Below are 24,774 nucleotides of genomic sequence, written 5' to 3'. Positions count from 1 at the left end.
CCATGGGCGCGACTAGAGGGTGGCCGGGGGATCCTCCCCTGCCGGGCGGTACACGGTCAGGGCCTCGTCGAGCTTGTCGATGAGGAGAGCGGGAGGGGCGTCGGTCACCTCGCCGTCGTAGGCCATGCAGGCCTCCTCGGGCAGGCCGGAGATCACCAGACGCTTCGGTGTCGCCGCCGCGTAGAAGGGTGTCCTCGTCAGGCGGCCGACGCATGCTGCCGCCAGAAGGCGGGTGCGGGCGAAGCGGCCGGCATGGGCGACCCGTACGTCGAGCATGCCGTCGGCCAGGTCGTGGCGCCGGACCGGCGCGATGCCGACGCTGCGGTACACGCCGTTTCCTGCGAAGAGCAGCCACAGGGATCGGCGGTGTCCGTTCACCTCGACCTGGAGGGGGTCCACCTGGCGCAGAATCCGGGCGACGCCGAGGAGGGCAGCCGACGGCCCACCGATCCTCGGGGCCCATCGCTCGCGCAGCCGTACCAGTTCCGGGTAGGCGCCGATACTGAAGGTGTTGAGGAAGTAGACCGGCTCGGCATCTCCGTCCGCCGCGCGCAGAGGCCTGATCCGGCCGACGTCGGTACGGACGGCACGGCCCTGCATCACCGCGGTGCAGGCGTCGGCCACCGTGTCGATCCCCAGATCGGCGGCGAAGTGGTTGAACGTGCCGCCGGGGAGCACCATCAGAGGCACGTCCGCCCCGAGCGCGGCCGTCGCGGCCGCGTTCACGGTGCCGTCGCCGCCGCACACTCCCAGCGCACCGCCCCGGTTCGCAGCCTCCCTGGCCGCCTTCGCCAGCACCTTGGGCAAGGGCCCGGCCTCCTCGTCGTAGAACACGACTTCGGCGCGCGGCAGCAGTGCTTTCAACTGCCTCACCGGGGCAGCCAGTTGCGGCTGACTCCCGGAAGACGGGTTGACGACGACGACCAGCCCCTCCCCGTCGGGGAGCGCGGGCACGTCCACCCGCGGCCTGGCCGGCGGCGGCATCTGCGAGCGGGACGGCACCAGGCCGCGCACCGCATAGGCCGCGCCCACCCCGAGGGCAGCACCGGCCAGGACATCGCCTGGATAGTGGACTCCGGTGTAGACACGGGAGAAGGCCACTGATGCGGCCAGCGGAGCCAGTGCGGCGCCCCACCGGGGCGATTCAAGGGCAACCCCCGCCACGAACGCTGCGGCCGAGGCGGCGTGTCCGGAGGGAAAGGAACTGGTGAAGGGCTGACGAGGCAGATGCCGCACGACCGGTACGACGTCCAGTATCGGCCTGGGCCGGCCGACGGAGCGTTTGCCGATGGTGTTCACCGTGGCGGACGCCAGCGCCAGTGATGTCATTCCGCGGACAGCGGCCCGGCGGCCCGGCGCCCCGCCGAAGACCCACATCCCGAGGGCGGCTCCGCCCCACAGCAGACCGTGGTTGGCGCTCCGGCTCATCCTCGGTAGCACCGCTTCGGCCGCGGGCCACTCACGCGCCGCCACCTTCTGGAACAGCGACTGGTCGGCGGCGCGCAGGAGGCTCCTGATGCGGTGCCGGGTTCGATCACTCATGGCCCCCCTTTACCCCGCCGAGCGCCGCACACCCGTACCGACCGCATGCCGACCGGATCCAGCCCCGCACCGATCACTCTTCCGGGCGGCGGAAACCTGGCTCCCCTCACTGTCCGCTCATCGGGCGAACATCTCTCGCCCTGTCCCGGGAAGCCGATGAGGGACGAGAACAACCGTGGCGCTGACCGAAGGAGGAACAGTGATCGACCCCGATGACGGAGACGTCACGCGCGCTCCACGGCGCCTGGTACTCCGCAACCGTTCCGACGCTGCGGCGAAAGCGCGGCAGGCTGCCCGGCGGTTCGTGCGCCGGCTCGCTCCTCCGGTCGACGACCGGGCCGCCCAGGACGTGGATCTCGTCGTGACGGAACTCGTGACGAACGCGGTGCGGCACGCGCGCGGCGCGACCTGCGTGCTCAGCCTCGACGCACGGCCGGACGCCGTCGAGGTGACCGTCCTCGACTCGGATCCCGAGCCGCCTCGTCCGCGTGCTCCGGACTTCAGCGGACGGCGGGGCGGCTTCGGCTGGCCCATGATCCGCCGTCTGGCCGGAAAGGTCACCGTGGTGCTGGTCCCCAACGGAAAGGCGATCTGTGCCCTGGTTCCCCGGTGACACGCGCCGTCGACCAGGCACTCCGCCATTTCGAGGCATGGCCCACAGTCGACTTGAGGCGGTCTCGGGGTATCCGGATCCCAGAAGGGCCCCGGGCGTCACTTGTCATTTGACAATAATGACCCTAGGGCAAGAAAGTAGCCGTGTCGTGCTGCACGGGGAAGGGTGTGGAATGTTCCGGTGGGCGGACACTCCGGTGGCGCGGCCTGGTGGTCAGGCAGTCTGGTCGTCCGCGCGCTGGGCCTTGTCCTGTATCTGCAACGCCGCCGCGCCGCAGAACGCCTCCAGCCCCTCCAGCAGTGCCATGCGCTTGCTCGCGGGCATGAGTGCCAGCACGGCCTGCAACTCCTGTTCCCGGCGTGCGCGCAGGTCTTCGAGGAAGGCGCGGCCCCGGCTGCTGAGGTGCAGTCGCACTTCGCGCCGGTCGGCCGGGCTGACCACGCGCTCGACGAAGCCGGCCGCGACCAGTCGGTCGCACAGCCGGCTCGTGGACGGCGGCGTGGAGGAGAGGGTGTCACAGAGCGTGCGCAGGTTGATACCGTCCTGGTGCTCCAGGGTGAGCAGCACCCGCATCTGGGACGCGGACGCCGGGGCGGTCGAGGCCCGGCCCCACAGGACTTCCAGCAACTCTCCGGCCGTCGCGGTCACACGGGCGACCTCGACGGGTTCCGGGCGGGGGCGGAAAGCAGCCACTGTCACACTCTCGCAGGCACTGGGACGGCCGCCAGCCTACTAGGCGCTCGCAGCGGCCAGAGATGTTTCGGACGTCCTGGACGGCTTGGACGGCTTGGCGCGGCTGAATTGTGCGGCCTCGTCGTGTGAACGGGGTCGGTAAGTGTCCGCCGAATGATTGGTGTGTTTACCATCGTGAACAGATTTGTGACCGCCGAGCGCGCCCTGCGCACGGCGGCGCCCCATGAGTTGTTCGACGCTGTCCGTCGGGTGCTGATCGAGCATTACGCGGCTGCGTCCGTGGAGCTCTTCATGGCCGACTACAGCCTGACCGTGCTCCAGCCGGTGTCGGCGCTGCCGCACACCACGGAGGCGGTGTCCGTGCACACCAGCGTGGTGGGACGGGCTTTCGGGGCTCAGGAACCGGTCGTCGAGTCCGCCCTCGGCGGCCGTGTGCGCGTGCACCTCCCGGTCAGCGTGCGCGGGGACCGGCTGGGTGTGCTGTCCGTGACGCTGCCGGACGACGGCGGGGTGCACGGCCTCCTGGGCGAACTCGCGGACATCGCCGAGGTGCTCGGCCACGAGGTGGTCGTGGCCGAGCGGGACACCGACGTCTATCTACAGGCGCGGCGCAAGGACCGGCTCACCCTGGCCGCAGAGATGCAGTGGCAGCTGCTGCCCGGCCGTTCCTGCTCGCGCTCCGAGTACGAGCTGGGTGCGCAGCTGGAGCCGGCGTACGCGATCTTCGGTGACAACTTCGACTGGTCCGCCACGGCCGACCACCTGATGCTCTACGTCACCAATGGCATGGGGGAGGGCATAGAGGCCTCCCTGCTGACCAACCTGGCCATCAACGCCCTGCGCAACGCCCGGCGCGCCGGGATCGCCATCGACGACCAGGCCGCACTGGCCGACCAGGCGGTCTATGCCCACTACCAGGGCCGCTGCTACCTGTCGATGCTGATGTTCGACTTCGACCTCGCGACAGGGCACGCCAAGGTGGTCGACGCCGGCTCCCCGCAGATGCTGCGGCTGCGTGACGGCGCGGTCGAGCGCGTCACCTTCGACGCCCAGCTTCCGCTGGGCATGTTCGAGGAGACCGACTACGTCGCGCAGGAGTTCCGGGTCGAGCCCGGGGACCGGCTGGTCTTCGTCAGCGACGGGGTGCACGCGGTGGCCGACTCCCGGGGCGAGGCGTACGGCGACGTCGCGCTCGCCCGGGCGATCCAGGCCACCCGACTGCTGCCGGCCGCCGAGGTGCCGCGCGCCATCCTGCGGGAGCTGACCGGCCACCGCGGCCGGCCCGCGCCCGACGACGACGCCCTCGTGGTATGCCTCGACTGGCGTGGACGCTGACCGTACCGGGGGCGCGCAAGCTCCTTCTCGATATGTGTCGATCGTGTGTAGTTTGCACCACGCCCTCGGCGCTAACGTTTGTCATGAGGCAATAATCGCCTCTTGTGGACGGCCGCCCGGCGGCCGCTGTGTTACAGAGGAGACGATGCAGGTGTCGGAGCAAGAGGCGGTCGCGTCGACGGCGCGCCGGCTGGGGACCTTCCTGGAGCGCCGCCGGGAGCAGATCGCTCAGCGCTGGGCCGATGCCGCGCTCTTCCGGACGGTCTTCACCGTCTCGCGCGACGAAGCCGTGGACGCGTGCAAGGCCGTCGTGGACGCGCTCTCCGAAGTGGCGTCGGCCGGGAGGCTGGAGGACATCGAGGCACCGGGATTCGAGACCGTGCGCGAGCAGCTCGGGCGTATGTCCGGCTCCCGGACGCGCACGGGATCGAGCCCCGCGCAGATCGCGGACGAGGTCGCCGCGCTGCGGGCGCCGGTCGTCGATCTGCTGCGGGCCGAGTTCGCCGACCCGTCCGCTCCGGAGGCGGCGGAGAGCCTGCTGGCGCTGACCGCCCTGATGGGCACCCTTCGTCTGGTGGTGATGCAGACGGCGCTCAGCGCGGGGGAGGAGCTGATCGCGCGGCAGCGGCAGCAACTGCTCGAAGTCGCCACCCCGGTGATCAATCTCTGGGAGGGCGTCGTCGCCGTGCCGCTGATCGGCACCCTGGACAGCGCCCGCAGCCAGGTGGTCATGGAGGCCCTCCTGGAGGGCATCGTCAGTCAGCGCGCCCGCTACGCCATCCTCGACATCACCGGTGTGCCCACGGTCGACTCGCTCGTCGCCCAGCACCTGATGAAGACGGTCGCCGCCGCCCGGCTGATGGGCGCCGAATGCATCGTCTCCGGCATCCGTCCGGCCATTGCGCAGACCATCGTGCAGCTCGGCATCGATCTGGGTTCCGTTCTCACCCGTGCCTCGCTCGCCGACGCCCTCGCCTACGCCCTGGGCCAGCAGGGCATCGAAGTGTCCCCGCGTGCGAGCCTGACGTGACCGGTCGTCGCCCGGAGTACGCCGCCGCGGTGCCGGTCCTGGCCCTGGGGGAGACCCTGCTGGTCACCCTCCAGGGCGAGCTGCACGACAGCCTGGCCGAGCAGCTCCAGCACGACATCACCCAACGCATCGCCGACAGCGGCGCGACCGGTGTGGTCATCGACATCTCCGGCGTGGAGATCGTCGATTCCTTCCTGGGACGTGTCCTCGCCGAGATCGCGGCCAGTGCCCGTCTGCTGGCGGTCCGGACCGTCCTGGCCGGTATGCGACCGGCCGTGGCGATCACCCTGGTCGAGCTGGGCCTCACCCTGCCCGGCCTGGCCACCGCCCTCGATGTCGAACGAGCCCTGGAAGCGCTCAGGCAGCCGCCGAGCACACTGGGCGGACGCGAGAGGGGGACGTGATGCCGACGTCCGACCCTGACACGGTGACGACCCTGCCGATCGGCTCGGACGCGGACCTCGCCTGGGTACGTCAGCAGGTACGCCAGTCCGCGGCCGAACTCGGCTTCGGCCTGGTGATGCAGACGAAACTGGTCACCGCGGCCAGCGAACTGGCCCGTAACACCCTGATCCACGGCGGTGGCGGGCAGGTGCAGATCATTCCGCTCACCCGGGGCACGACGCGCGGGCTGCGGCTGTCCTTCGTCGACAACGGTCCCGGGATCCGTGATGTCGAGCTGGCCATGACGGACGGATACACCACGGGCGGCGGCCTGGGGCTCGGCCTCAGCGGCGCCAAACGCCTCATGGACGAGTTCGAGATCGACACCGGTCCCGGCCGGGGCACCACCGTCACCGTCATCGCCTGGACAGCGGGCGTGCCCGCGGCTCGCTCGGGGTTGCGATGACGCGCGTCTGGGACATCCCGGTGCACGATTCCACCCGCGTACGGGACGTCCGGGTGGCGGCCGAGGCGGCCAGCACGCATGCCCGCCTCGACCCGCACCGCATCGCGGTCGCCGCCCTGGTCGCCACCGAGCTGGCGACCAACCTGCTCAAACACGCCGGCGGCGGGCGGATCGTGATCGACCTGGTCGACTGCCCCCGAGGGGACGCCCGTACCCCGGCGGTGCAGCTCACCGCCCTCGACCACGGCCCCGGCATCCCCGATGTCGACGCGGCCATGCGCGACGGCTACACCACCAGCAAGGCGTCGCTCGGTGCCGGTCTGGGCACATGCATGCGCATATCCAGCACCTTCGACCTGTACAGCACCCACCGGGGCACCGTCGCCGTGGCCCGCATCGACCAGAGCACCGGACGGGAGAAGAACCGGCCGGTCCTCCGGACGGGAGGAATCAACGTCCCGCTCGCCCAGGCCGAGCACTCGGGAGACGCCTGGTGCTGGAGCCGATCGGGTCCCCGGCTGACCCTGATGCTCGCCGACGGCCTCGGCCACGGCGCCAAGGCGGCGGAAGCCTCCAGCGCGGCGGTCGACGAGCTGCACCGCGCCGCACACCTGCCCCCCGCCGAGGTCCTGCGCCAACTGCACCCTGCCCTGCGGCGCACCCGCGGCGCGGCCGTCGCCGTCGCCCAGCTGAACACGGACAGTGCGGAACTCGCCTTCGCCGGAGTCGGCAACATCGGCGCCCGGCTGTACACCAGCGGCTCATGGGAGCACCTTGTCTCCCACCCCGGCATCGTAGGCGCCCACTTCCCGGCGACCGTGCCCGTGCAGCGCCGGTCCTGGCAGCCGGGCAGTCTGCTCGTCCTGCACAGCGACGGACTGCCCAGCAGGTGGGTGCCGCCCGACGACCCCGGTCTCCTCACCCACGACCCGGCGGTGGTCGCTGCGACCATCCTGCGGGATGCCAACAGCCCCGCCAGTCCCGTACGCGACGACACCAGTGTGGCCGTCCTGGCCTTCGACCCTGCGGACCGGCACCCATGATCACGCCAGACGTTCGGAAGATCACCTCCGCCACGGAAGCCGCCCGTGCCCGGACCTTCGCGGCGCTCCTCACCACCGCCCTGGGCGCGCCCGAGGTCGAGCGGGCCCGCTTCCTCACCGAGCTCACGGCGCGGCTGCGCCAGTGTCTCGGTCAGGGCGGTGCGGAACTCACCCTCACCGTCCGGGAGGCCGGCCCCGGCCGCGCCGGGCAGGTCCAGGCCGTCGTACGACCCACCCCGCCGACGCGCGAGCAGATGCCGCCATGGCGGCTCACGCTCGCCTGCCCAGGTCCCCCCTCACACGAGTTGCCCGTCCCGGCGGCCCTGGACGACGCCGACCCCGCCGAGGTCGTCCTCGCGGCGGACGAGGAGACCGCCGCGGTCCTGAACCGGCTCGACGAGACCGAGAAGCTGCTCGTCCTGCACCGGGAGGAACTGCATCAGACCAACCAGGGCGTGCTGGCCCTGCACGCCGAACTGGACGCCGCCGCGCTCACCCAGCGCAAGCTCCTCGACGCCGAACGCGCCGCGCGGGCCGAGGCGGAGAAGGCACGGCGCCTGCTGACCTTCCTGGGCGACGCGAGCGCGGCGGTGACCGCGTCCCTGGACCACAAGGACATCCTGCGGCGTCTTCCCGAGCTGCTGGTTCCCGAGTACGCGAGCCACGTCGACCTGTGGATCTTCGACGACGAACAGGCGGACAGGAACCGTACTCACTCGGCCGCCGCGGTGGCCGCTGCCCGTACCGATCGCCCGCAGCACGCGGCACCCTATCCGGGAGGACTCTCGGGTATCGACGACCTTCCGCCCTCGGCGGTGAACCCCACCGGGTCGGTGCTGAGCATCCCCCTCACCGTGCGCCGGACGCTGGGTGTGCTGACCCTCACCCCCCACGGCGACCGCTTCGACCCGGACACCAGCGTCATGCTGCTGGAACTGGCCCGCCGTACCGCCATCGCCCTGGACCACGCGCTGCGCTACGAACAGCACCGGGACACCGCCGAGGCACTCCAACGCGCCCAGCTCACCGAGCTGCCCGCCACCGACAGCCTGCGCCTGGCTGCTCGCTACCTGCCCGCCACCCGCGGACTCAACATCGGCGGAGACTGGTACGACGCCTTTCCCCAGCCCGACGGCAGCCTGCTGACGGTCATAGGAGACGTCACCGGACATGGGCTGCGCGCCGCCGTCATGATGGGCGAGCTGCGCACCGCGCTGCGCGCCTACGCCGTCGAGAACGACAGCCCCGCTCAGATCCTCAGCCGCCTGCACCGCATGCTCCACCACCAGCAGCCGAACCTGTACGCGACCGCCATGATCGCCCGTTTCCGCCCGGGTGATCCGCACGTCGTGTGGTCCGCCGCCGGACATCCGCCGGCCGTGGTCCGCGTGCCCGACGGCGGCGTGCGCGTCCTGGACACCAAACCGGGCGTCATGCTGGGGGTCCCCCTGCCCTTCGAGTACGAGGACCACACCGCCGAACTGCCACCCGGCTCGACGCTCGTCCTGTACACCGACGGCCTGGTGGAGCGGCGTGCCCACGGAATCGACCCTGGGATCGAGTTGCTCAGCCAGACCCTGGCCGCCTTGGACGAGCCCGAACTGGAAGATCTCGAAACCTGCGCCGAGTCGCTGCTCAAGCCGCTGCTCCACGACTCCGAACGCGACGACGACGTCTGTCTCCTGCTGTGCCGCACCACCACGCCGGAGGTCCTGCCCGAGCGCTCGGGAACGGGCCCTCGCCGCGATAGCGTGGAGGCCACAAGGGGAGAGGGTGGACGCCGTGAATGCCTCTGAACCGTTCCCGTCCGCGGAGAGCCTGCTGCGGGCCGTCCCGCCCCACGCGCTCGTCGCCACCGCCGCCTCGTTGCTGGCCGAGCGCTTCGGTGCCCGGGACGTCACCCTGCTCCTGGCCGACTACGGCCTGGCGGTCCTGCAACCGGTCACGCACCTGCCGCACACGGGCGAACCGGCCTCCGCGTACGAGGGTCCGGCCGGCACCGCGTTCACCAGTCAGAAGCCGGTGGTCGAGGTCATTGCCGACACGACGACGGAGCGGGTTCACCTGCCCATCACCGTTCGCGGTGACCGGCTCGGCGTCCTGACCGTCCGGGTACCCGCCACCGCCGCGGACCCGGCCACGGTGCTCAGACTCGGTGAGTTCGCCACGGCCCTCGGCCACGAGGTCGTCACGGCGGGCCGGGACACCGACCTGTACCTTCAGGCCCGCCGAACCCGCCGGCTCACCCTCGCCGCCGAGATGCAGTGGCAGCTTCTGCCGGGGCGCGGCTGCGCCCGCCGGGAGTACACCATCGGCGCCCATCTGGAGCCGGCCTATGCCGTCGGCGGTGACAACTTCGACTGGAGCACCAGCGCCGATCACCTCACCCTCACCGTCACCGACGGCATGGGCCAGGGCATCGAGGCCTCGCTGCTCACCGGCCTCGCCGTCAGCGCCCTGCGCAACGCCCGCCGCGCCGGCATCGGCCTCGCCGACCAAGCCGCCCTCGCGGACCAAGCCGTATTCGCCCAGTACGGCGGCAAGGCGTATGCCTCGACGCTTCTGCTGCGCTTCGACCTGGACTCCGGGACCGTGCGCGCGGTCGACGCCGGCTCACCGCAGCTGTACCGCCTGGGCGCCACGGGCATCGATCTGATAGAGCTGGAAGCACAGCTCCCGCTGGGGATGTTCGAGGAGACCCCGTACGAGGAGCAGACCTTTCAGGTGCAGCCAGGGGACCGCCTGGTCGTCATCAGCACCGGCGTCCACAGCACCCGCTCGGCCACCGGAGACGTCTTCGGGGAACGCGCCCTGCGCCAGATCCTGAGCGCGACACGTCAGACCACGCCGCACGAGACGGCGCGCGCGGTGGTCGCCGGGCTGATAGAGCACTTCGGCAGCAAGGACCTCACCTCCGACGCGTCGGTCGTCTGCCTCGACTGGACGGGCAGGAACACCGACGCGGCGCGGCTCACCCCCGAAGCCACCTGACCCCTTTCCGTCACTGGTCGTCCGGCGGCTCTTCCGGCTGGGGCCGCGCTCGCCTCTGAGCGGCGAGAAAGGCCCTCATACCGCGGCTCAGCGCCGACCGCTCCGCCGGCTCCATGGCCGTCAGTGCGACCGTCAGCGCCTGGGCCCGCCGTTCCGCCACGTCCTCCAGGACCCGGCGTCCCTGCGCGGTGAGGCTCAGCCGCACCTCGCGGCGCTTCTCCGGATGCAGCGCGCGTTCCAGCATCCCCGCCGCCTCCAGCCGGTCACAGAGCCGACTGGCCGTGGGAAGACCTATATCAAGCCGTTCGGCCAGGGTCGTGAGGTTCAGCCCCGGTGCCGTCTGAAGGGTCCGCAGCGCCCGCAGCTGGTGCAAGGACAGACGAAGGGCCGCCTCCTGCGCGGTCAGCGACCACAGGTTCGTGAGACTCTCCACGGCATCGGCGATCTCCAGCGCGACAGCGTCCGGGCCAGCGCCCGCTCCCTCCACACGGTCGCCGCCGGGGTCGTCGAGACGGGTCACGAACACATCGCTTTCAGTGAGATCCGCATACTGTGAGGACAATTCTCATTCAATCGCTGTACCCGAAGAAGTGAGGCGCAAGCAGCCTGCTGCGGCGCTGGACGTCGTCCGGACGCCGGCTGATGCGAATGTTCCGAGGCGATCTGGGACGTACATGTTCCTGTGGTGAAGTATTTGCAACCAAACCTCGGGTGAAGTCGGTGGAAATGGGGACATGGAGGGTGCATATCACTACTCCCTGAGGAGCGTGTGCCCATGTCGACGGGAACGCTTCTGGCGATCATCATTCCCATCGTGGTGGTGATCGCTCTGGCCGCTGTGGCGGTCTCACTGCTGATGCGACGCCGTCACCTCCGTGAGCGCTTCGGCCCGGAGTACGAACGGACGGTCGAGGGATCCGACAGTCGGCTCGCCGCCGAGCGTGAGCTCCGGGAGCGCGAGAGGCGACACGACTCGCTGGAGATCAAACCGCTGCCCCCCGTCTCACGGGACCGCTACACGCGGGAGTGGACCAGCGTCCAGGAGGAGTTCGTCGACCGGCCGGAGGATGCGGTGCACGACGCCGACCGGCTGGTGACCTCCCTCATGCACGAGCGCGGATACCCCACCGAGGGGTTCGAGCAGCAGATGAAGGACCTGTCGGTGGAGCACGGCGCCACGCTGGAGCACTACCGGGCCGCGCACGAGGTGGAGGACCTCTCCACCCGCAGGCAGGCGACGACCGAGCAGTTGCGGGGTGCCATGGTGCACTACCGCGCCCTGTTCGACGAGTTGCTCTCCGACGGCGGCGGCCGGGCGGGATCCGCCCGGGCCTGACCGCGATCACAACCCGCAGAGGAACGCCATGCAGAGAAACGAGGATGCGGACCGCATCACCGGCGGTCTGTCCACCGAGGACCTCGCCCAGACGACCGACACCGGCCTGGGCGCCGAGCCGGAGGAGACCTCCGGGCGCGCCCCTGTCTATCCGGGTGAGAGCACCGGCACGCCGAGCGAGGGCGGCACGTCCGTCACCGGCGGAGCCGATGCCGAGGGCGCGGAGTCCGAGGCGCCGCAGGCGGGCGCGTCGGACGACGAGGCCCCGCAGGCCACGGGCGCGTCGGACGACGAGACTCCGCAACTTCTGACGGACGGCGACGAGCGAGCCTTCCGCGACCGCTGGCAGACGATCCAGAACAGGTTCGTGGACGACCCCCGCGAGGCCGTGCACGACGCCGACACCCTCGTCGCGGACGTCATGCAGACCCTGGCCTCCACCTTCGCCCAGCACAAGAAGGACCTGGAAGGACAGTGGAGCCAGGGCGAGCAGGTGGACACGGAGGAGCTCCGGGGAGCGCTGCGGCGCTACCGCTCCTTCTTCAACCGCCTGCTCAGCACCTGAACCCAAGACACCCCCGGGCCGGAGAACAGGCCACGGCGCCCCCTTCGGCCCGGGCCGCGACCCGGTTCAGCGCACCCGACCCCGACCTGGCCCGGTGCCCCGGCTCAGCGGCCCAGCAGGGCGTCGATCTCGCTCAGTTCGCCGGCGGTCAGCGGGGGCCGGCCGAGGGCAGCGGCGTTCTCCTCGACCTGTGCGACGGTGCGGAAGCCGGGGATGGGCACCGTGTGCGGACTGCGCGCCCAGATCCATGCCAGGGCGCCCTGAACCAAGGAGCGTCCGCCCGAGGTCAGGATCTCGCGCACGGCGTCACGCCGCTTGAGCCATTCGCCGGCCGGGGCGCCGTCGGTGAAGTACCGCATCCACGGCGGTGCCTCGTCGCCCCGTACGTCGTCCTGGCCGAGTCGGGTGCCACTGGTGTACTTCTCGCTGAGCAGCCCCATGGCCAGCGGACTGCGGTTGATGCTGGCCCAGTTGTGCTCGGCGACCAGGCGCAGCATGTCCGGCGCGTCGTTCAGCACGTTCAACTCGTGCTGGACGGCGGCGAAATGGGGACCGGCCAGCGCGGTGGGCAGGGTCGGATCGTCGGTGCTCCACCCGTAGTGGCGGATCTTGCCCGCCGCGACCAGCGCCTCCAGAGCGCCCTGCATCTCCTGCGCTTGCTCGGCGGAGGCGCCGCCCAGATGCCACTGGTAGAGGTCGATGCGGTCGGTGCCGAGCCGGGTCAACGACGCCTCGACAGCGCGCCGGACATGAGCCGGGCTCGGGTCTTCGCCCGTGATCCGGCGGCTGCCCTCGTCGAAGACGTTGCCCCACTTGGTGGCGATCAGCACATCGTCGCGGTGACCGGACAGGGCCGCGCCCAGGATGCGCTCGCTGTGCCCGGTGCCGTAGACGTCGGAGGTGTCGAAGAAGCGGATCCCCAGGTCCACGGCCCGGCGCACCGCCCGGGTGGACTCCGCGTCGTCGACCTTGCCCCAGCCGGCCGGGGTGTCACCGGCCCGGAAAGGACCGCCGATGGCCCAGCACCCCATGCCCAGGGGGGGAATGGCGGTGTCACCGATGAGGCGGTGCGCTTGCGTCATCTTGGCTCCAGACATGTGGAAGGGCCCTGGTACCGGGGCAGCGCAGAAGAACCTTGGATGGGCTGCCGGACGGATCAGTGGGCAGAGAGGTATGGCCGGTGGGACGGGCACAACACAGTACGGGGAAGTACGCCGCGCGGGGACTGTTACTGGCCACGGCCGGTTGCGGAGAGGGGGCCGGCCGGCAGCTCCGGGTGCGGCGCCCGAGGCCGCCCGAGGGCCCCCTGTAGCGCCTCGGCCCCCGGCTCGACCATCCGGGACGTGACGTAAGCGGTCAGCCACTCACTGAACTCCGTCCCCAACTCTGAATGATGGCACGCCAGTTGCACCACCGAGCGCAGGTAGTCATGGCGGTCGCCGGTGTCGTAGCGGCGGCCGGAGAAGACCACGCCGTGCACGGAGCCGCCGGCCGCCAGCGTCTCCAGGGCGTCCGTCAGCTGGATCTCGCCACCGTGCCCGGGGCCCAGCCTCTCCAGTACACCGAAGACCTCCGGCTGGAGCACATAGCGGCCGATGACCGCGTAGTTGCTGGGCTGGGCGCCGGGCGGCGGCTTCTCCACCAGGCCGGTGACGCGCACGACGTCGCCGCCGTCGGCCCCGGTGATCCGGGCGCAGCCGTACAGGTGCGTCTGGGCGGGATCGACCTCCATGAGGGCGATGACGCTGCCGCCCATGGCCTGCCGTACGTCGAGCATCCGGCGCAGCAGGGCATCGCGGGGGTCGATGAGGTCGTCTCCGAGGAGGACCGCGAAGGGCTCGTCACCGATGTGGGAGCGGGCGCAGAGCACGGCGTGGCCCAGGCCGCGGGGCACTTTCTGCCGGACGTAGTGCAGGGTGCCGAGTTCGCTGCTGGCGCGGACCTTGGCGAGTTTGTCACGGTCACCGCGCTGCGCGAGGACGGATTCGAGTTCGAAGTTGTGGTCGAAGTGGTCTTCCAGGGAGTGCTTGTTGCGGCCGGTGATCATCAGCACGTCGGAGAGGCCCGCGGCGGCGGCCTCCTCGACGACGTACTGGATGGCCGGCTTGTCGACGACCGGCAGCATCTCCTTCGGAGTGGACTTGGTCATCGGCAGGAACCGGGTTCCGAGGCCGGCGGCGGGGACGACGGCCTTGGTGACGGGGGGATGCGCGAACATGCGTACCTCTCTCATGGGGGAGGGGGCGGCGAGGAGGGGGAGACGTGCCCGGCTCAGACTTCGGAGGGGGCCGAGGGCGCCAGGTCCGCGGTGCGCCCAGGGCCGTCCGGGGCCGGACGCGGTCCGCTGCGCGCCAGCAGTGCCGCGGCGGCGAGTCCGGCGAGCGAACCGGAGACCTCGGCGAGGGTGCACGCCAGCCGGCTGACGACGACGGCCGTCACGGTCTGCTGGGTGGTCAGGACGGGAGCGAGTGCCAGGGTCAGCACGACCTCGCGGACCCCGGCGCCGTCCGGGACCACCAGCACGAGCATCCCGGCTGCGGAGGCCAGGGCGAAGCCGCCCACGCACAGCAGTACGGTGTGGGCGTCCAGCGGGCCGCTCAAGACGGCCACGATCAGCGCCAGATGCAGCCCGCCGACCGCCCAGGACACCACCTGCACGAGGATCGACCGGCGCAGCAGCCGCTCCGCGAACGGGGCCTGTGGCGGTGGCCTGCGCAGCACCCGGGCGATCGCCCCGGCCAGCATCAGCACCAGCCGGGGCCGGTGCAGCAGCACGCCGAACAGCGCGAGCCCGAGGACGAGCACGACGGCGGAGTGGTCCATGACGGCCGGTGCCGCGGCGATGCCCACCACGCCCGCGGTCAGCAGCACCAGCGCCGAGTTCAGCGCGTACGCGGCGATCATGCGGGCCGCGGGCACACCGCTGGCCCGCCCGGTGTGGACGCTGGCCAGACCGCTCCAGAACGGGCCGGGGAGGTACTTGCCCAGCATCGCGGCGCCGTAGATCCGCATCGTGGGCCCGGCGCCGAGCGGATGACCCAGACCGCTGAGCAGACTGCGCCAGGCCGTCATGCCGAGGGTCAGCCCGGCCAGGTCGAGCACGGCGGCGCCGGCGAGCACGGCGGGAGCGTCGCCGCGGGCCAGGAAGTCGGCGACCCCGTCGGTGGAGTCGCCCAGCGCCCGGTACATGCCGTAGCCCGCGGCGACCACGAACGCGGTCGTGACGACGGCCGGCAGGGCCCGGCGGCGGGACAGTGAGGTCATCCGGTCTCACCGCCCACGATGGCCGGTTCCGGCCGGCGGCGTGCCGTCGGGGTTCCGAAGTCGGTGAAGACCATCCGCACCACGCCCCAGAGCGCCCCCAGGCCGATGGTCATGTTGACGAGCAGATGGCACAGCAGGAAGAACGGCAGGAAACCTGACCCGCGGTGGCGGCGCACCACGCCGAGCAGTCCGGGATCGGAGAAGACGAAGCCGGTCAGTGCGGCGAGCGGCGCCAGCGTCCACCAGGAGCCCGCGGCGACCAGCGGCAGCGTGACCAGGGTGAGCATCGCCGTTGCGACACCGCCGGTGGTGTTGACCCGGAGCGCGCCCTTCTTGCGGCGGTGCGCGGCGCCGAACGGCACCAGGAACTGCGAGCGTCGGAAGGACTCGCGCAGCATGCGGCCCATCCTCGACTCCTCGTCGTGCCGGGCGACGATCCGGTCGGTCAGCAGGATGCGGTACTTGGCGGAGAGCCGGTCGCTGTACTCCACGTCCTCCGCGTCGCGCAGGGTGGTGTCGAAGCCGCCGACCTCGTCGAAGACCCGTCGTGGCATCGCGGTGGCGACGAAGATGACGGTGGATGTCTCGCCCAGTGCCTTGGTGCGCCAGTGGTGGGCGTGCAGGGTGCGATACCACTCGACGGGGCCGTCGTCGATGAGCGGTTCGGGGGCGAAAACGCCGTGCACACAGCCGAGTCCGGGGTCCTCGGTGAGGAGGCGCACGGCCTCCTTGACGGCGTTCGGCGCGATGGTCTCGTCGGAGTCGAGGAAGAACAGGATGTCGCCGCTGCTGGCCGCCACGGCGGCGTTGCGGGCGGCGGACACCCCGCCGTTGGGGTTGAGGTGCAGCACGGTGCAGGGGAACTCGGCGGCGATTTCCCGCGAGGCGTCGGTGCTGTTGTCGTCGGCCACGATCACCTCGTGCAGAGGGTATTCCTGATCGAAGACGGACTTCAGACAGAGCCGCAGTGTCTTGGCGTAGTTGTAGTTGGGGATGACGACCGAGACGGTGGGTTGCACGAGGCCGGGCCTTTCGGTTCAGCGGTCCACGAGTCGCGGGACGGCGGCCGGACAGGGGCAGCCGTCCGGCCGGGCCGTCAGACGGTGAACGACATGATCTGCGCCCGGTGGTCGGAGATCCCGTCCATCGGGTCGATGCGGTAGTGGTCGGCTGCGATGGAGCCGCTGAGGAAGGCCCAGTCGAGCCGCCACAGGTGGCCCCAAGAGGCCGGATAGAGGCTGCCCCCGGCGTCGGCGGCGTCCCGCATCCTGCCGCGCAGGGTGTGCAGGTCCCCCATGGCCGGACTGGTGTTGAAGTCACCGGCCACCACCGTGGGCAGGGAGTTGGCGCGCAGGTCGTCCGCCAGGCCCTCGAACTGCGCTTTCCGCGCACGTTCGTTGGCGTGCATCATCCGGTACAGTCGGCTGCCCAGCGGGCTGACGCCGATGTTGATCTGGACCGGGACGTGCACGTTGTACAGGGACACCGTGTGTCCGCCGACCCGGACGTCGGTGCGCAGCACCTTCTCTTCGGCGAACCTGGTTTGCCACGGCCAGTGCCCGTGCTCCACGCCGGCGCCGGGCCCGATGCTGTGCGCGGACACCACGGGTAGCCGGGAGAGGGTGACCAGCTCGCCGCGGACGATGATGTGGTAGCCGGGGAAGTACTTCCGCAGTTGGGCGAGTTCGTCGATGGGATCGGACGTCGCCCCGTTGTCGTGCGAGGTGATGTACTCCTGGAGGAGGTAGACGTCCGCCTTCCGCTCCCGGATGGTGCGGTAGAACACCGCCCGGCCGGTGCCGCTGCCCCAGAGCCGGGTGTTCCAGGAGACGACCCGCAGATCGGGGGCGCCGGACGCGGAGTCGTGGAAGAGCACGCCCCACTGCACCCCGCAGGAGTTCCAGCTGAGGACGAGCGCGGCGACGGCGCCGGCCACGATCGTCCAGGTGACCCGGTGCGGGGGCGCGGCCCGCCGCAGCCGGCCGGCGAGGGCGGCCGCCACCAGCAGCAGCGGTACGGCCGCGTACACCGGCGGCGGCGCCAGATCCGGTAGGAGCATCGGCCACCAGCGACCCGAGAGCACCAGGTGGATCAGGGCCACGGCCAGCCAGAGCCAGGTCGCCGCCCACAGCCACCGCACTCGGCCGAGCCGCCGGGCGGCACGCCGGAACGGCCCGGGGCAGTCGGTGTCGGACGGCCGCTGCGGGCCGGCTGAGAGGCGGTCGGTGGCGGTCGGGCCGCTGCCGGTGGTGAGGTACTCGGTCACGGCAGGAGCACCCCACCGGTCTCGTCCTTCGCCTCGCGCCGCGGCGCCGGCACGCCCGGTGCAGGGCCGGCGGCGTCGGCGCGTGGCTCACGCTCGTAGAGTCGGCGGAACCCCGGGGAGATCAGCCAGTGCACCGCGCCGAAGAGGACGGCGGTGGCCACGGTGACGTTGAAGACCAGCAGCACGCCGAAGAACGCGGGCAGGAACAGCAGGCCCTTGCGCCGCGCGACGAAGGCGTACATGCCCAGGTCGCAGAGGACGACCCCGGTGAACGCCGCGGCAGGCAGCAGCCAGCCGAGCGGCCCCAGCAGGAGCGGTGCGCACAGCAGCAGGATGGCGGCCAGGCCGAACAGTGCGGCCCAGGACCGTGCCATGGTCTCGAACCCCTCGGCGTGCCGCTTGCGCTGGGCGTACAGCGGCACGCGCAACCGGCCCCGCACGAACATCTTGCGGATCAGGGCGAACAGTTCGTGGTCGTCGTCGTGCGCGCCGCGCATGCGGTTGGTCAGCCGTATCTCGTAGCGTTGGGACAGCCGCTCGCCGAAGTCGACCTCCTCGGTCTGCCGCAGCTGCGGGTTGAAGCCGCCGATCTCGTGAAAGATCTCGGCGCGCATCGCGCAGATGGCGGAGATGAGGAAGCTGACCGAACCCTCGGAGTCGTAGCGCCAGTAGTAGGCCTGGAGGCAGCGGGCCTCCTCCACCAGGCTGTCGCGGATGAGCGGTTCGGGTTCGTACATGCCGCAGACGGCGCCCAGCTCCGGGTCGGCCAGCAGCTGCTCCACGGCCTCGGTGATCGCGCCCTGGGCGAGTGCGACGTCGGAGTCGAGGAACATCAGGATCTCGCCGGAGGCGTGCTCGACGCCGAGGTTGCGGGCGACGGCGGAGCCGCCGTTGGCCGGCGTGCTCAGCACGGTGATGCCGGGCATCGCCCGGGCGGTGGCCAGGGAGTCGTCGGTGCTGCAGTCGTCGACGACGATGATCTCCTTGTTCGGATAGTCCTGCTCGAGCGCGGAGCGGATGGACAGGCCCAGGGTGCGGCTGTAGTTGTAGTTCGGGATGATCACTGACACCAGCGGGGTGCCGGACATGGCGGTGCCTTCCTCGGAAGCGGTGGTCGGTGCGGGGCGGACGGCCTGCAGACGTCAGGCCGGGCCGGGCAGGAGCACGATCAGTACGGCCCACAGCAGTCCCACGGCCATCAGCACCCGGTCGCCGAGCAGCAGCCGGACCGGGTCGCCGCCACCGCCGTGGACGAGGACGACCTGGAGGTAGCGGAACAGCGCGAACACCGCGCAGGGCACCGTCACCAGGATCAGGGCGATCGCGGCCGGGTGGGACGGCGGGACGAACAGATGGACGACGTAGATCATCACCGACAGGCTGGCGCTGACCACCACCATGTAGTCGAGCAGTTGGGTCGTGTAGCCGGTCAGCGCCGGGCGGTGCGCGCTGCCGCTCTCGCTCAGTTCGCGTCGGCGCTTGCCCAGGGCGAGCACCAGGCAGAGCGTGAAGACGCACATCAGCAGCCAGGCGGACGGCGTCAGGCCCGGTGCGAGGTAACCCTCGACGCCGCGCAGCACGAACCCGCCGGCGAGCGCGAACACGTCGACGATCGGCAGGTGCTTGAGGCGGAAGCTGTAGGCGACGTTGAGGGCGACGTAGACAGGCACTGGCCAGAACCGGTCCACGCCGCCGAGCAACACCCCGGCGGCCTGCACGGCGGCCAGCACACCGAGCGTTACCCAGGCGGACCCGGCGCTCAACTCGCCGGCAGCGAGTGGCCGGTGGCGCTTGACGGGGTGCAGCCGGTCGCGTTCGCGGTCCACCAGGTCATTGAGTACGTACACGCTCACCGAGGCGGTGATGAACAGGGCGACGGCGACGCCCACGGCACGCAGCGCCGACGGGGTCACCGGTCCGGTGAGCAGCACCGGCAGGGCGATGACGAAGATGTTCTTCACCCAGTGCTTGGGCCGGGCGAGCGCGACGAAAGCGCGTACCCGTCCCCGCCGGTACGGCAGCGGATCGGGGGGCAGTAGATGCGGCGCGGGCGGCGCGGACACGGCGCCCGGGGGCGGGCCGATGGCGAGCTGCGAGGGCGCGGCACCCTCGGTGGGGGAGGGGCGGGGGGCGGAATCCGCAGCGGACATGGCTCTCCTAGCAGTGGGAGGCGCGTCGTGAACGGTGGTCCGGGAGGGAGGAGGCGTCACCGGGCGCGGCGGCGGAGGGAACCCGCGGCGGATGGGTGCCATCAGAACAGCGCCTTGCCGAGGGAGAGGGCGCCCTGCTTCCAGGGCGCACGGCTGGTCCGCCCGGTCGGGGCGCCGTGGCTGCGGGCGTGCTCGCGCCGCCACCAGTCGAAGGTACGCAGCAGCGCCTGGCGGTTGGAGTACCGGGGACGGAAGCCGAGCACCTCGGCCGCGCGCTCGGTCGAGACGTAACTGTCCACCTGGAGCTTCTCCAGCAGCCTGCCGTAAACGGGGGACAGCCCCGTCCGGCTGAGCACCTTGAGCACGGCCACGGCGGGTGCGGTGGGGAGGGCGACCACGCGCTTGCCGTGGCCCGCCGCGTCGAGCACGGACTGGAAGTCCTGGCGCAGCGTGCGGAACTCGGTGGCGGCGATGTTGAACGCCGTGTTGACAGCGTTGTCGTCCGGATGGGTCGCCGCGGCGGCGACCGCGTCGACCAGGTCGTCGACGTCGAGCATCTGGGAGCGCACGTCACCACCGCCCAGCATGGGGAAGTTGTGGCCCTCGTGCGCCCATTCGAAGAGCATGGCGAACAGGCCGAGCCTGCCCGGGCCGACGAAGGTCTTGGCGCGCAACACCGGTATCACCATGCCGGCCGCGCGGAACTCGGCCACGACCTCCTCCGCCGCGGCCTTGGAGCGGCTGTACGGGTCACAGGGTCTCGGCGGGTGCACCTCCGGCGTCGGCACGGTCCTGGGCACGCCGTACACGGCGGCGGAGGACAGGTGGATGACGCGGGGCACGTCCGCGTCCCGGCACCCGGTGAGCAGGGTGCGGGCGCCGTCCACGTTGATGGAGCGGATCTCGTGCTCGGTGTACGTGGGCAACGCGGTCGCGCTGTGCACGACCAGACCGGCTCCCCGTACCGCCTTGCCGACGGCGGCGGGGTCGCGGATGTCGCCCTCGATCCACTCCACGTCCGGGTGGGCGGCGGCGGGCGGGACCAGGTCCAGGCCGACGACCTGACGGCCGTCCCGGACGAAGCGGTCGACCAGGGCGGTGCCGAGCATCCCGGCCGCCCCGGTCACGACGACGCGGCTCATCGCGCGCCGGCCCGGCCGGTGCGGGCGGTGGACAGGTGCCTGACGGTCCGAGGCGTTCGCCGTCGGCTTCGAACCGGGATGGGGGAACCATACAAGCGGGACATGCAACACCTCTTCGCGGGAGTGTGTCGTATGGCGGGGAGCGGCAGTCCGGGGGAGCCTCGCGCAGGCACGGCCTCGTTGCCGTGGGGAGGGGGCTCCTGGCGCCTGCCGCGCAGGAAAGGGAGGACGTCGCAGCGGGGGTCTGCCCGCGCCGACCGGCTGGGTCCTGCCCGGGGCGGCGGCGCCCGCATCGTTGCGAGGGGCCCGGGGCGGAGGGTCCGCGGGTCGCGTCCGTGTCGCGCTGTTCACTGGTCGGTGTACTGGTCAGTCGCCGGTGGCGCTGACGGCGCCGGAACGGAGCGCGGCACGGGCGCTCCGGGCGCGGGCGGCGCGGACTACCGGCCGGTGGCCGGTCCGGCACCGGGCCGGGAGCCACCTCCCGGTCGGCCACCCCAGGCGGTGTCGTGTGAGGCAGAGAATTCGCTCTGCGGACGACAGGGAACGCACATTGTGGAGACCCTTTGATCGGCTGATGTCCTACAGATCATCGTTTCCGATGCAAGGGAATGTACAGTGATCCTGGCTGCATCTTGATGCATGCAGCAAATGCCCTCACGGAAGGCGAAAAGTGTCGACACTTGATTCTCAGGACGGGAAACTGGAGCGCATCCAGGCGCAGGTATACGAGCGGGCCCGGCGGAGAGGCGGCCTTGACGGGCGGGACGCGGCTCAGGAACTCGGAATTCCGGTGAAGGAGGCGGAGGAAGCGCTGAAAAATTTACGTTCTCTTCATCTGCTGCGTGCCGTCGGCGGTGCGGACGATCCCGCCGAGCCGCCGGACGAGCGGATGGAGGCGGTGCCCGTCGAGCTGGCCTTCGGGCTGCTCACCGGCGACGTGGAGCACTCGCTGCGGGACGCCCTGGACTGCCTCGGGTCGGCGCGTCGGGGTGTGGCCGGTCTGCGGGCGGTGTTCCAGACGCTCACCCTGGAGGGCGGGAACGGCGACGGACCGCTGCGCATCCCGGACATCGGCACGGTCAACGAGCTGATCGAGGAGGCCGCTTCAGCCTGCGTGGAGGAGGTGCTGACCTGCCAGCCCGGCGGCGGGCGGCCGGCGCACCTGCTGGAGGAGGCGATCGACCGCGACCTGGCGATGCTGGGCCGGGGCGTACGCATGAAGGTGCTCTACCAGCACGCGGCCCGGCGGGACCGGCCCACCCAGGCGTATGTGGAGAAGGCGGTGAGCCACGGCGCGCAGGTGCGCACCCTGGCGGACCTGCCGCCCCGTTTCATCGCCTTCGACCGCTCCGTCGCCTTCCTGGCGGACGAGGAGGCGGCGGAGGGCGCGACCGTTGTCACCCAGCCTTTGACGGTGCGTTTCCTCTGCCGTGTGTTCGACATGATGTGGACCCACGGAACGCCTTTTCGGTCGAACGCGGAAAACAGCGCTCTGGTCGAGGGTGTGCAGCGGTCGATTATCAGGATGCTGGCTGACGGTATGCGTGACGACATGATCGCGCGGCGCCTCGCGATATCAGTGCGCACCTGCCGCAAGCACATATCCGAGATCATGCAGCGCTTTGATTCCGAGACGCGCTTCCAGGCAGGGTTCGCGATCCGTGAATTCGTGGACGCGGAAGCCCTTGAAGCGCCGCCCGAATAGGGTACGGTCGGCATTCCGAACCATGGGAGCGCTCCCACGGCGACACGAATGCTGACGCGCTCCGATGACACGATAGCGCAACGGCATGGTCGTTGGCCACCGTGGGACTTGGCGCCGGGGCGCGCGCGCCGGTCGGAGACGGGAGGAGTAGCTCACGCTGACGACGGCACCCTCACCCAGCCCGCGTGTCCCAGCGAGATGCTGAAGGACTTGTGGGGGGACGCCGCCGAACGCTGACTCGGGCATGCGCCGGAGGCCGGCGGCCCCACGGGACGTAGCCGCCGACGGGCGACTGGCTCCGAGGGCTATCGGCTCCGGGGGCAGCATCAGCCGACCATGCGATGCAGATGATCTCTCCCCAGCCGCGCTCCAAGGAGCGATCACACCGCTTCACCAGGTGCTGATGACTCGTCAGTAAACTCAGCATTGGGTCGGTATTCGTCCGGCCAAAGCTGCCCTCGTATCACCAGCAAATCAGAGTTTCCCAGGTCAACGCACCCTTCCGCGCGGCTTCAGTGGTACTTCCGGCAGCTGCGGTGCGCGCAGCGGAGCCCCGTCGTAACCCTTCACCTCGCCGAAGCGGGCGCCGTTCATCCAGTCCTCCCGCGCCCGGACGATCTCCTCCTGGGAGCGGGCGACGAAGTTCCACCACATGATCAGCTCCTCGGCGAACGGTTCACCGCCCAGCAGCATGATCCCGGCGTTCGACTCGGCGCGCAGCGGGAGTTCGGTGCGTCCGCAGCCGAGGTAGAGGAGGGAGCCGGGCAGTACCGGCACGCCGTCCACGTGGACCTCGCCGGACATGGCCAGTACGCCGTACTCGAAGTCCGGTTCCAGGGGGAGCCGGACGTCGGCGCCGCGGGTGAGGGCGAGGTCGCCGCCGACGATCGGGGTGTAGGCCGTACCGGGGGAGACCGAGCCGTCGAGGTCGCCCAGGATCACCGTCGCGGTCAGGCCGGGCGCGGTGACCGTGGGCAGCTCGGGGTGGTACTCGAACTTCGGGTCGGTGTGCCGGTGTTCGTCGGGCAGTGCCACCCACAGCTGGGCTCCGTGCAGAAAGCGGGCGTGCGGGCGCGGGCTCTCCTCGGAGTGGCTGATCGCGCGGCCCGAGGTCATCAGGCCCAGCTGCCGCGGCCGGATCGTTTGCAGGCTGCCCGTCGAGTCGCGGTGCAGCACCTCGCCCTCGTGCAGCCAGCTGACCGTCTGGAGCCCGATGTGCGGGTGCGGCGGCACCTGCATTCCGGGCTCGTCGGCGATGTCGTCGGGGCCGTAGTGGTCCACGAAGGCCCATGCGCCGATCATGCGGCGGCCGAGGTTGGGCAGCAGCCGGCGCACCTCCGTCGCCTCCCCGAGCTTCACACGGCGGGGGCTCAGCAGCTCGCGGACCGGTTCGGCGACGACGAATCCGCGGCCACCGCAGACACTGGGCTCGGGCGCGCGGTCAAGGTTGCTCATGCCGCCCAACTTAGCCGGAAATCCCCGTCCGCTCAGCCGAGCCGCTTCAGCAGTTCCTCCGCGACCGGGCCCGCCGAGGCCGGGTTCTGTCCGGTGATCAGGTTGCGGTCGGCCACCACGTGCGGGGCCCACGGCTGGCCGGCCCGGATGTCCACACCGGCCTCGGTCAGCCGGTCCTGGAGCAGCCAGGTGGCCCGCTCGGCGAAGCCGGCCTGGGTCTCCTCGGCGTTGGTGAAGGCCGTCGCCCGGTAGCCGGCGAAGGCGTTGGTGCCGTCGGCGCGTACGGCGGCGAGCAGCGCGGCCGGCCCATGGCAGACCACGGCCAGCGGCTTGCCCGAGTCGAGCGCCGCGACCAGCAGCCGACCCGAGTCGGTGTCCACGGCGAGGTCCTCCATGGGGCCGTGGCCACCGGGGTAGAACACGGCGGCGAAGTCGTCCAGGTCGACCTCCGCGAGCTTCACCGGTTCGCGCAGCTCGGTCATCTCCTCCAGCGTGCGGGCGATCTCGTCGGCCCGCTCCTGGCCGCCGTTGGCCTCCGGGGCCAGGCTGGCCCGGTCCACCGGCGGCAGCACGCCGCCCGGTGTGGCCACGACGATCTCGTGTCCCGCGGCCTTCAGCGCCCGGTACGGGGCCGCGGCCTCGTCGGCCCAGAAGCCGGTGGGGTGCGAGGTGCCGTCGGCGAGCGTCCAGTGGTCGGCGCCCGTCAGCACGAAAAGGATCTTCGACATGGTTCTTCTCCCGGAGCTTGGGTGTCCAGGAGAAGAACGTAGGCGAGGTGACCCATAGGCAACCAA

24 protein-coding genes are annotated in these 24,774 nt (G+C 71.0%); 11 read left to right on the top strand and 13 right to left on the bottom strand.

From position 1 onward, the window contains the following. Positions 1-12: 12 nt before the first annotated feature. Complete coding sequence (locus ACWCV9_RS02450; RefSeq protein ID WP_450783803.1) at positions 13-1,542, bottom strand: diacylglycerol kinase family protein; 1,530 nt, start codon at positions 1,540-1,542, stop codon at positions 13-15. Positions 1,543-1,741: 199 nt separating this feature from the next. Here ACWCV9_RS02450 and ACWCV9_RS02445 point away from each other — a divergent pair, with 199 nt between their 5' ends. Next, on the top strand, positions 1,742-2,155 hold the full coding sequence (locus ACWCV9_RS02445) for an ATP-binding protein (RefSeq protein ID WP_385848410.1): 414 nt from the start codon (positions 1,742-1,744) through the stop codon (positions 2,153-2,155). A 213-nt stretch (positions 2,156-2,368) separates the two neighbouring features. Here the strand turns inward: ACWCV9_RS02445 and ACWCV9_RS02440 are convergent, their stop codons facing one another. Next, positions 2,369-2,854, bottom strand: coding sequence for a MarR family winged helix-turn-helix transcriptional regulator (locus ACWCV9_RS02440; protein ID WP_450783802.1), 486 nt, complete (start codon positions 2,852-2,854; stop codon positions 2,369-2,371). A 168-nt stretch (positions 2,855-3,022) separates the two neighbouring features. On the opposite strand from ACWCV9_RS02440, the gene ACWCV9_RS02435 reads away from it, so the two are divergent. The 7 genes from ACWCV9_RS02435 (at position 3,023) to ACWCV9_RS02405 (ending at position 10,097) form a co-directional block, all read left to right on the top strand. Next, on the top strand, positions 3,023-4,183 hold the full coding sequence (locus tag ACWCV9_RS02435) for a PP2C family protein-serine/threonine phosphatase (protein WP_450783800.1): 1,161 nt from the start codon (positions 3,023-3,025) through the stop codon (positions 4,181-4,183). Positions 4,184-4,328: 145 nt separating this feature from the next. Next, complete coding sequence (locus tag ACWCV9_RS02430; protein ID WP_450783798.1) at positions 4,329-5,213, top strand: STAS domain-containing protein; 885 nt, start codon at positions 4,329-4,331, stop codon at positions 5,211-5,213. Next, entirely contained in the window at positions 5,210-5,617 is a 408-nt protein-coding gene (locus tag ACWCV9_RS02425) for an STAS domain-containing protein (RefSeq protein WP_450783797.1), read from the top strand. The genes ACWCV9_RS02430 and ACWCV9_RS02425 overlap by 4 nt, the downstream gene beginning before the upstream one ends. Continuing rightward, positions 5,617-6,063 carry an ATP-binding protein gene (locus ACWCV9_RS02420; RefSeq protein ID WP_385848418.1) on the top strand — a complete coding sequence of 149 codons (447 nt, stop codon included), beginning with the start codon at positions 5,617-5,619 and terminating at the stop codon, positions 6,061-6,063. Before ACWCV9_RS02425 ends, ACWCV9_RS02420 begins: the two co-directional genes overlap by 1 nt. Continuing rightward, the gene (locus tag ACWCV9_RS02415; protein WP_450783796.1) at positions 6,060-7,106 is read left to right on the top strand and encodes an ATP-binding SpoIIE family protein phosphatase; all 1,047 of its coding nucleotides are present in this window, start codon (positions 6,060-6,062) and stop codon (positions 7,104-7,106) included. The genes ACWCV9_RS02420 and ACWCV9_RS02415 overlap by 4 nt, the downstream gene beginning before the upstream one ends. Then, positions 7,103-8,902 (top strand): PP2C family protein-serine/threonine phosphatase, encoded by a 1,800-nt coding sequence (locus ACWCV9_RS02410; RefSeq protein ID WP_450783795.1) that lies wholly within the window; start codon positions 7,103-7,105, stop codon positions 8,900-8,902. The genes ACWCV9_RS02415 and ACWCV9_RS02410 overlap by 4 nt, the downstream gene beginning before the upstream one ends. Continuing rightward, entirely contained in the window at positions 8,880-10,097 is a 1,218-nt protein-coding gene (locus ACWCV9_RS02405) for a PP2C family protein-serine/threonine phosphatase (protein ID WP_450783794.1), read from the top strand. The genes ACWCV9_RS02410 and ACWCV9_RS02405 overlap by 23 nt, the downstream gene beginning before the upstream one ends. A gap of 10 nt (positions 10,098-10,107) precedes the next feature. On the opposite strand, the gene ACWCV9_RS02400 is transcribed toward ACWCV9_RS02405, so the two are convergent. Continuing rightward, on the bottom strand, positions 10,108-10,617 hold the full coding sequence (locus tag ACWCV9_RS02400) for a MarR family winged helix-turn-helix transcriptional regulator (RefSeq protein WP_450783793.1): 510 nt from the start codon (positions 10,615-10,617) through the stop codon (positions 10,108-10,110). 255 nt (positions 10,618-10,872) lie between these two features. Here ACWCV9_RS02400 and ACWCV9_RS02395 point away from each other — a divergent pair, with 255 nt between their 5' ends. Together ACWCV9_RS02395 and ACWCV9_RS02390 are read left to right on the top strand one after the other, a co-directional pair. Continuing rightward, positions 10,873-11,433 (top strand): hypothetical protein, encoded by a 561-nt coding sequence (locus ACWCV9_RS02395; protein WP_450783791.1) that lies wholly within the window; start codon positions 10,873-10,875, stop codon positions 11,431-11,433. 28 nt (positions 11,434-11,461) lie between these two features. After that, positions 11,462-11,998 carry a hypothetical protein gene (locus tag ACWCV9_RS02390; protein ID WP_385848429.1) on the top strand — a complete coding sequence of 179 codons (537 nt, stop codon included), beginning with the start codon at positions 11,462-11,464 and terminating at the stop codon, positions 11,996-11,998. A gap of 104 nt (positions 11,999-12,102) precedes the next feature. Here ACWCV9_RS02390 and ACWCV9_RS02385 read toward each other — a convergent pair whose 3' ends face one another. The 8 genes from ACWCV9_RS02385 to ACWCV9_RS02350 form a co-directional block, all read right to left on the bottom strand. Beyond that, a complete protein-coding gene (locus ACWCV9_RS02385) occupies positions 12,103-13,080 on the bottom strand; it encodes an aldo/keto reductase (protein WP_450783789.1) in 978 nt (325 codons plus the stop codon). A gap of 146 nt (positions 13,081-13,226) precedes the next feature. Next, positions 13,227-14,216: a UTP--glucose-1-phosphate uridylyltransferase gene (locus ACWCV9_RS02380; protein WP_450783787.1), complete on the bottom strand. Its 990-nt coding sequence runs from the start codon at positions 14,214-14,216 to the stop codon at positions 13,227-13,229. A gap of 53 nt (positions 14,217-14,269) precedes the next feature. Then, positions 14,270-15,262, bottom strand: coding sequence for a hypothetical protein (locus tag ACWCV9_RS02375; protein ID WP_450783786.1), 993 nt, complete (start codon positions 15,260-15,262; stop codon positions 14,270-14,272). Beyond that, the gene (locus tag ACWCV9_RS02370) at positions 15,259-16,281 is read right to left on the bottom strand and encodes a glycosyltransferase family 2 protein (RefSeq protein WP_450783785.1); all 1,023 of its coding nucleotides are present in this window, start codon (positions 16,279-16,281) and stop codon (positions 15,259-15,261) included. The genes ACWCV9_RS02375 and ACWCV9_RS02370 overlap by 4 nt, the downstream gene beginning before the upstream one ends. A 77-nt stretch (positions 16,282-16,358) precedes the next feature. Continuing rightward, on the bottom strand, positions 16,359-17,528 hold the full coding sequence (locus tag ACWCV9_RS02365; RefSeq protein ID WP_450783784.1) for an endonuclease/exonuclease/phosphatase family protein: 1,170 nt from the start codon (positions 17,526-17,528) through the stop codon (positions 16,359-16,361). After that, positions 17,525-18,616: a glycosyltransferase gene (locus ACWCV9_RS02360; RefSeq protein WP_450783783.1), complete on the bottom strand. Its 1,092-nt coding sequence runs from the start codon at positions 18,614-18,616 to the stop codon at positions 17,525-17,527. The genes ACWCV9_RS02365 and ACWCV9_RS02360 overlap by 4 nt, the downstream gene beginning before the upstream one ends. A gap of 54 nt (positions 18,617-18,670) precedes the next feature. After that, positions 18,671-19,678, bottom strand: a complete 1,008-nt coding sequence (locus ACWCV9_RS02355; protein ID WP_450783782.1) for a UbiA prenyltransferase family protein — start codon at positions 19,676-19,678, stop codon at positions 18,671-18,673. A gap of 101 nt (positions 19,679-19,779) precedes the next feature. After that, positions 19,780-20,820 carry an NAD-dependent epimerase/dehydratase family protein gene (locus ACWCV9_RS02350; protein ID WP_450783781.1) on the bottom strand — a complete coding sequence of 347 codons (1,041 nt, stop codon included), beginning with the start codon at positions 20,818-20,820 and terminating at the stop codon, positions 19,780-19,782. A gap of 670 nt (positions 20,821-21,490) precedes the next feature. Between ACWCV9_RS02350 and ACWCV9_RS02345 the strand changes: the two genes are divergently transcribed. Continuing rightward, complete coding sequence (locus ACWCV9_RS02345) at positions 21,491-22,525, top strand: LuxR C-terminal-related transcriptional regulator (RefSeq protein ID WP_450783779.1); 1,035 nt, start codon at positions 21,491-21,493, stop codon at positions 22,523-22,525. A gap of 489 nt (positions 22,526-23,014) precedes the next feature. Here ACWCV9_RS02345 and ACWCV9_RS02340 read toward each other — a convergent pair whose 3' ends face one another. Together ACWCV9_RS02340 and ACWCV9_RS02335 are read right to left on the bottom strand one after the other, a co-directional pair. Further along, positions 23,015-23,980 (bottom strand): pirin family protein, encoded by a 966-nt coding sequence (locus ACWCV9_RS02340; RefSeq protein ID WP_450784229.1) that lies wholly within the window; start codon positions 23,978-23,980, stop codon positions 23,015-23,017. Positions 23,981-24,012: 32 nt separating this feature from the next. Next, positions 24,013-24,708, bottom strand: a complete 696-nt coding sequence (locus ACWCV9_RS02335) for a type 1 glutamine amidotransferase domain-containing protein (RefSeq protein WP_450783778.1) — start codon at positions 24,706-24,708, stop codon at positions 24,013-24,015. Positions 24,709-24,774 lie beyond the last annotated feature (66 nt).

Source organism: Streptomyces sp. NPDC001606 (genome assembly GCF_053596835.1).
Note: the sequence above shows the minus strand (reverse complement) of the source record. Positions and strands in the feature narration are given on the sequence as shown.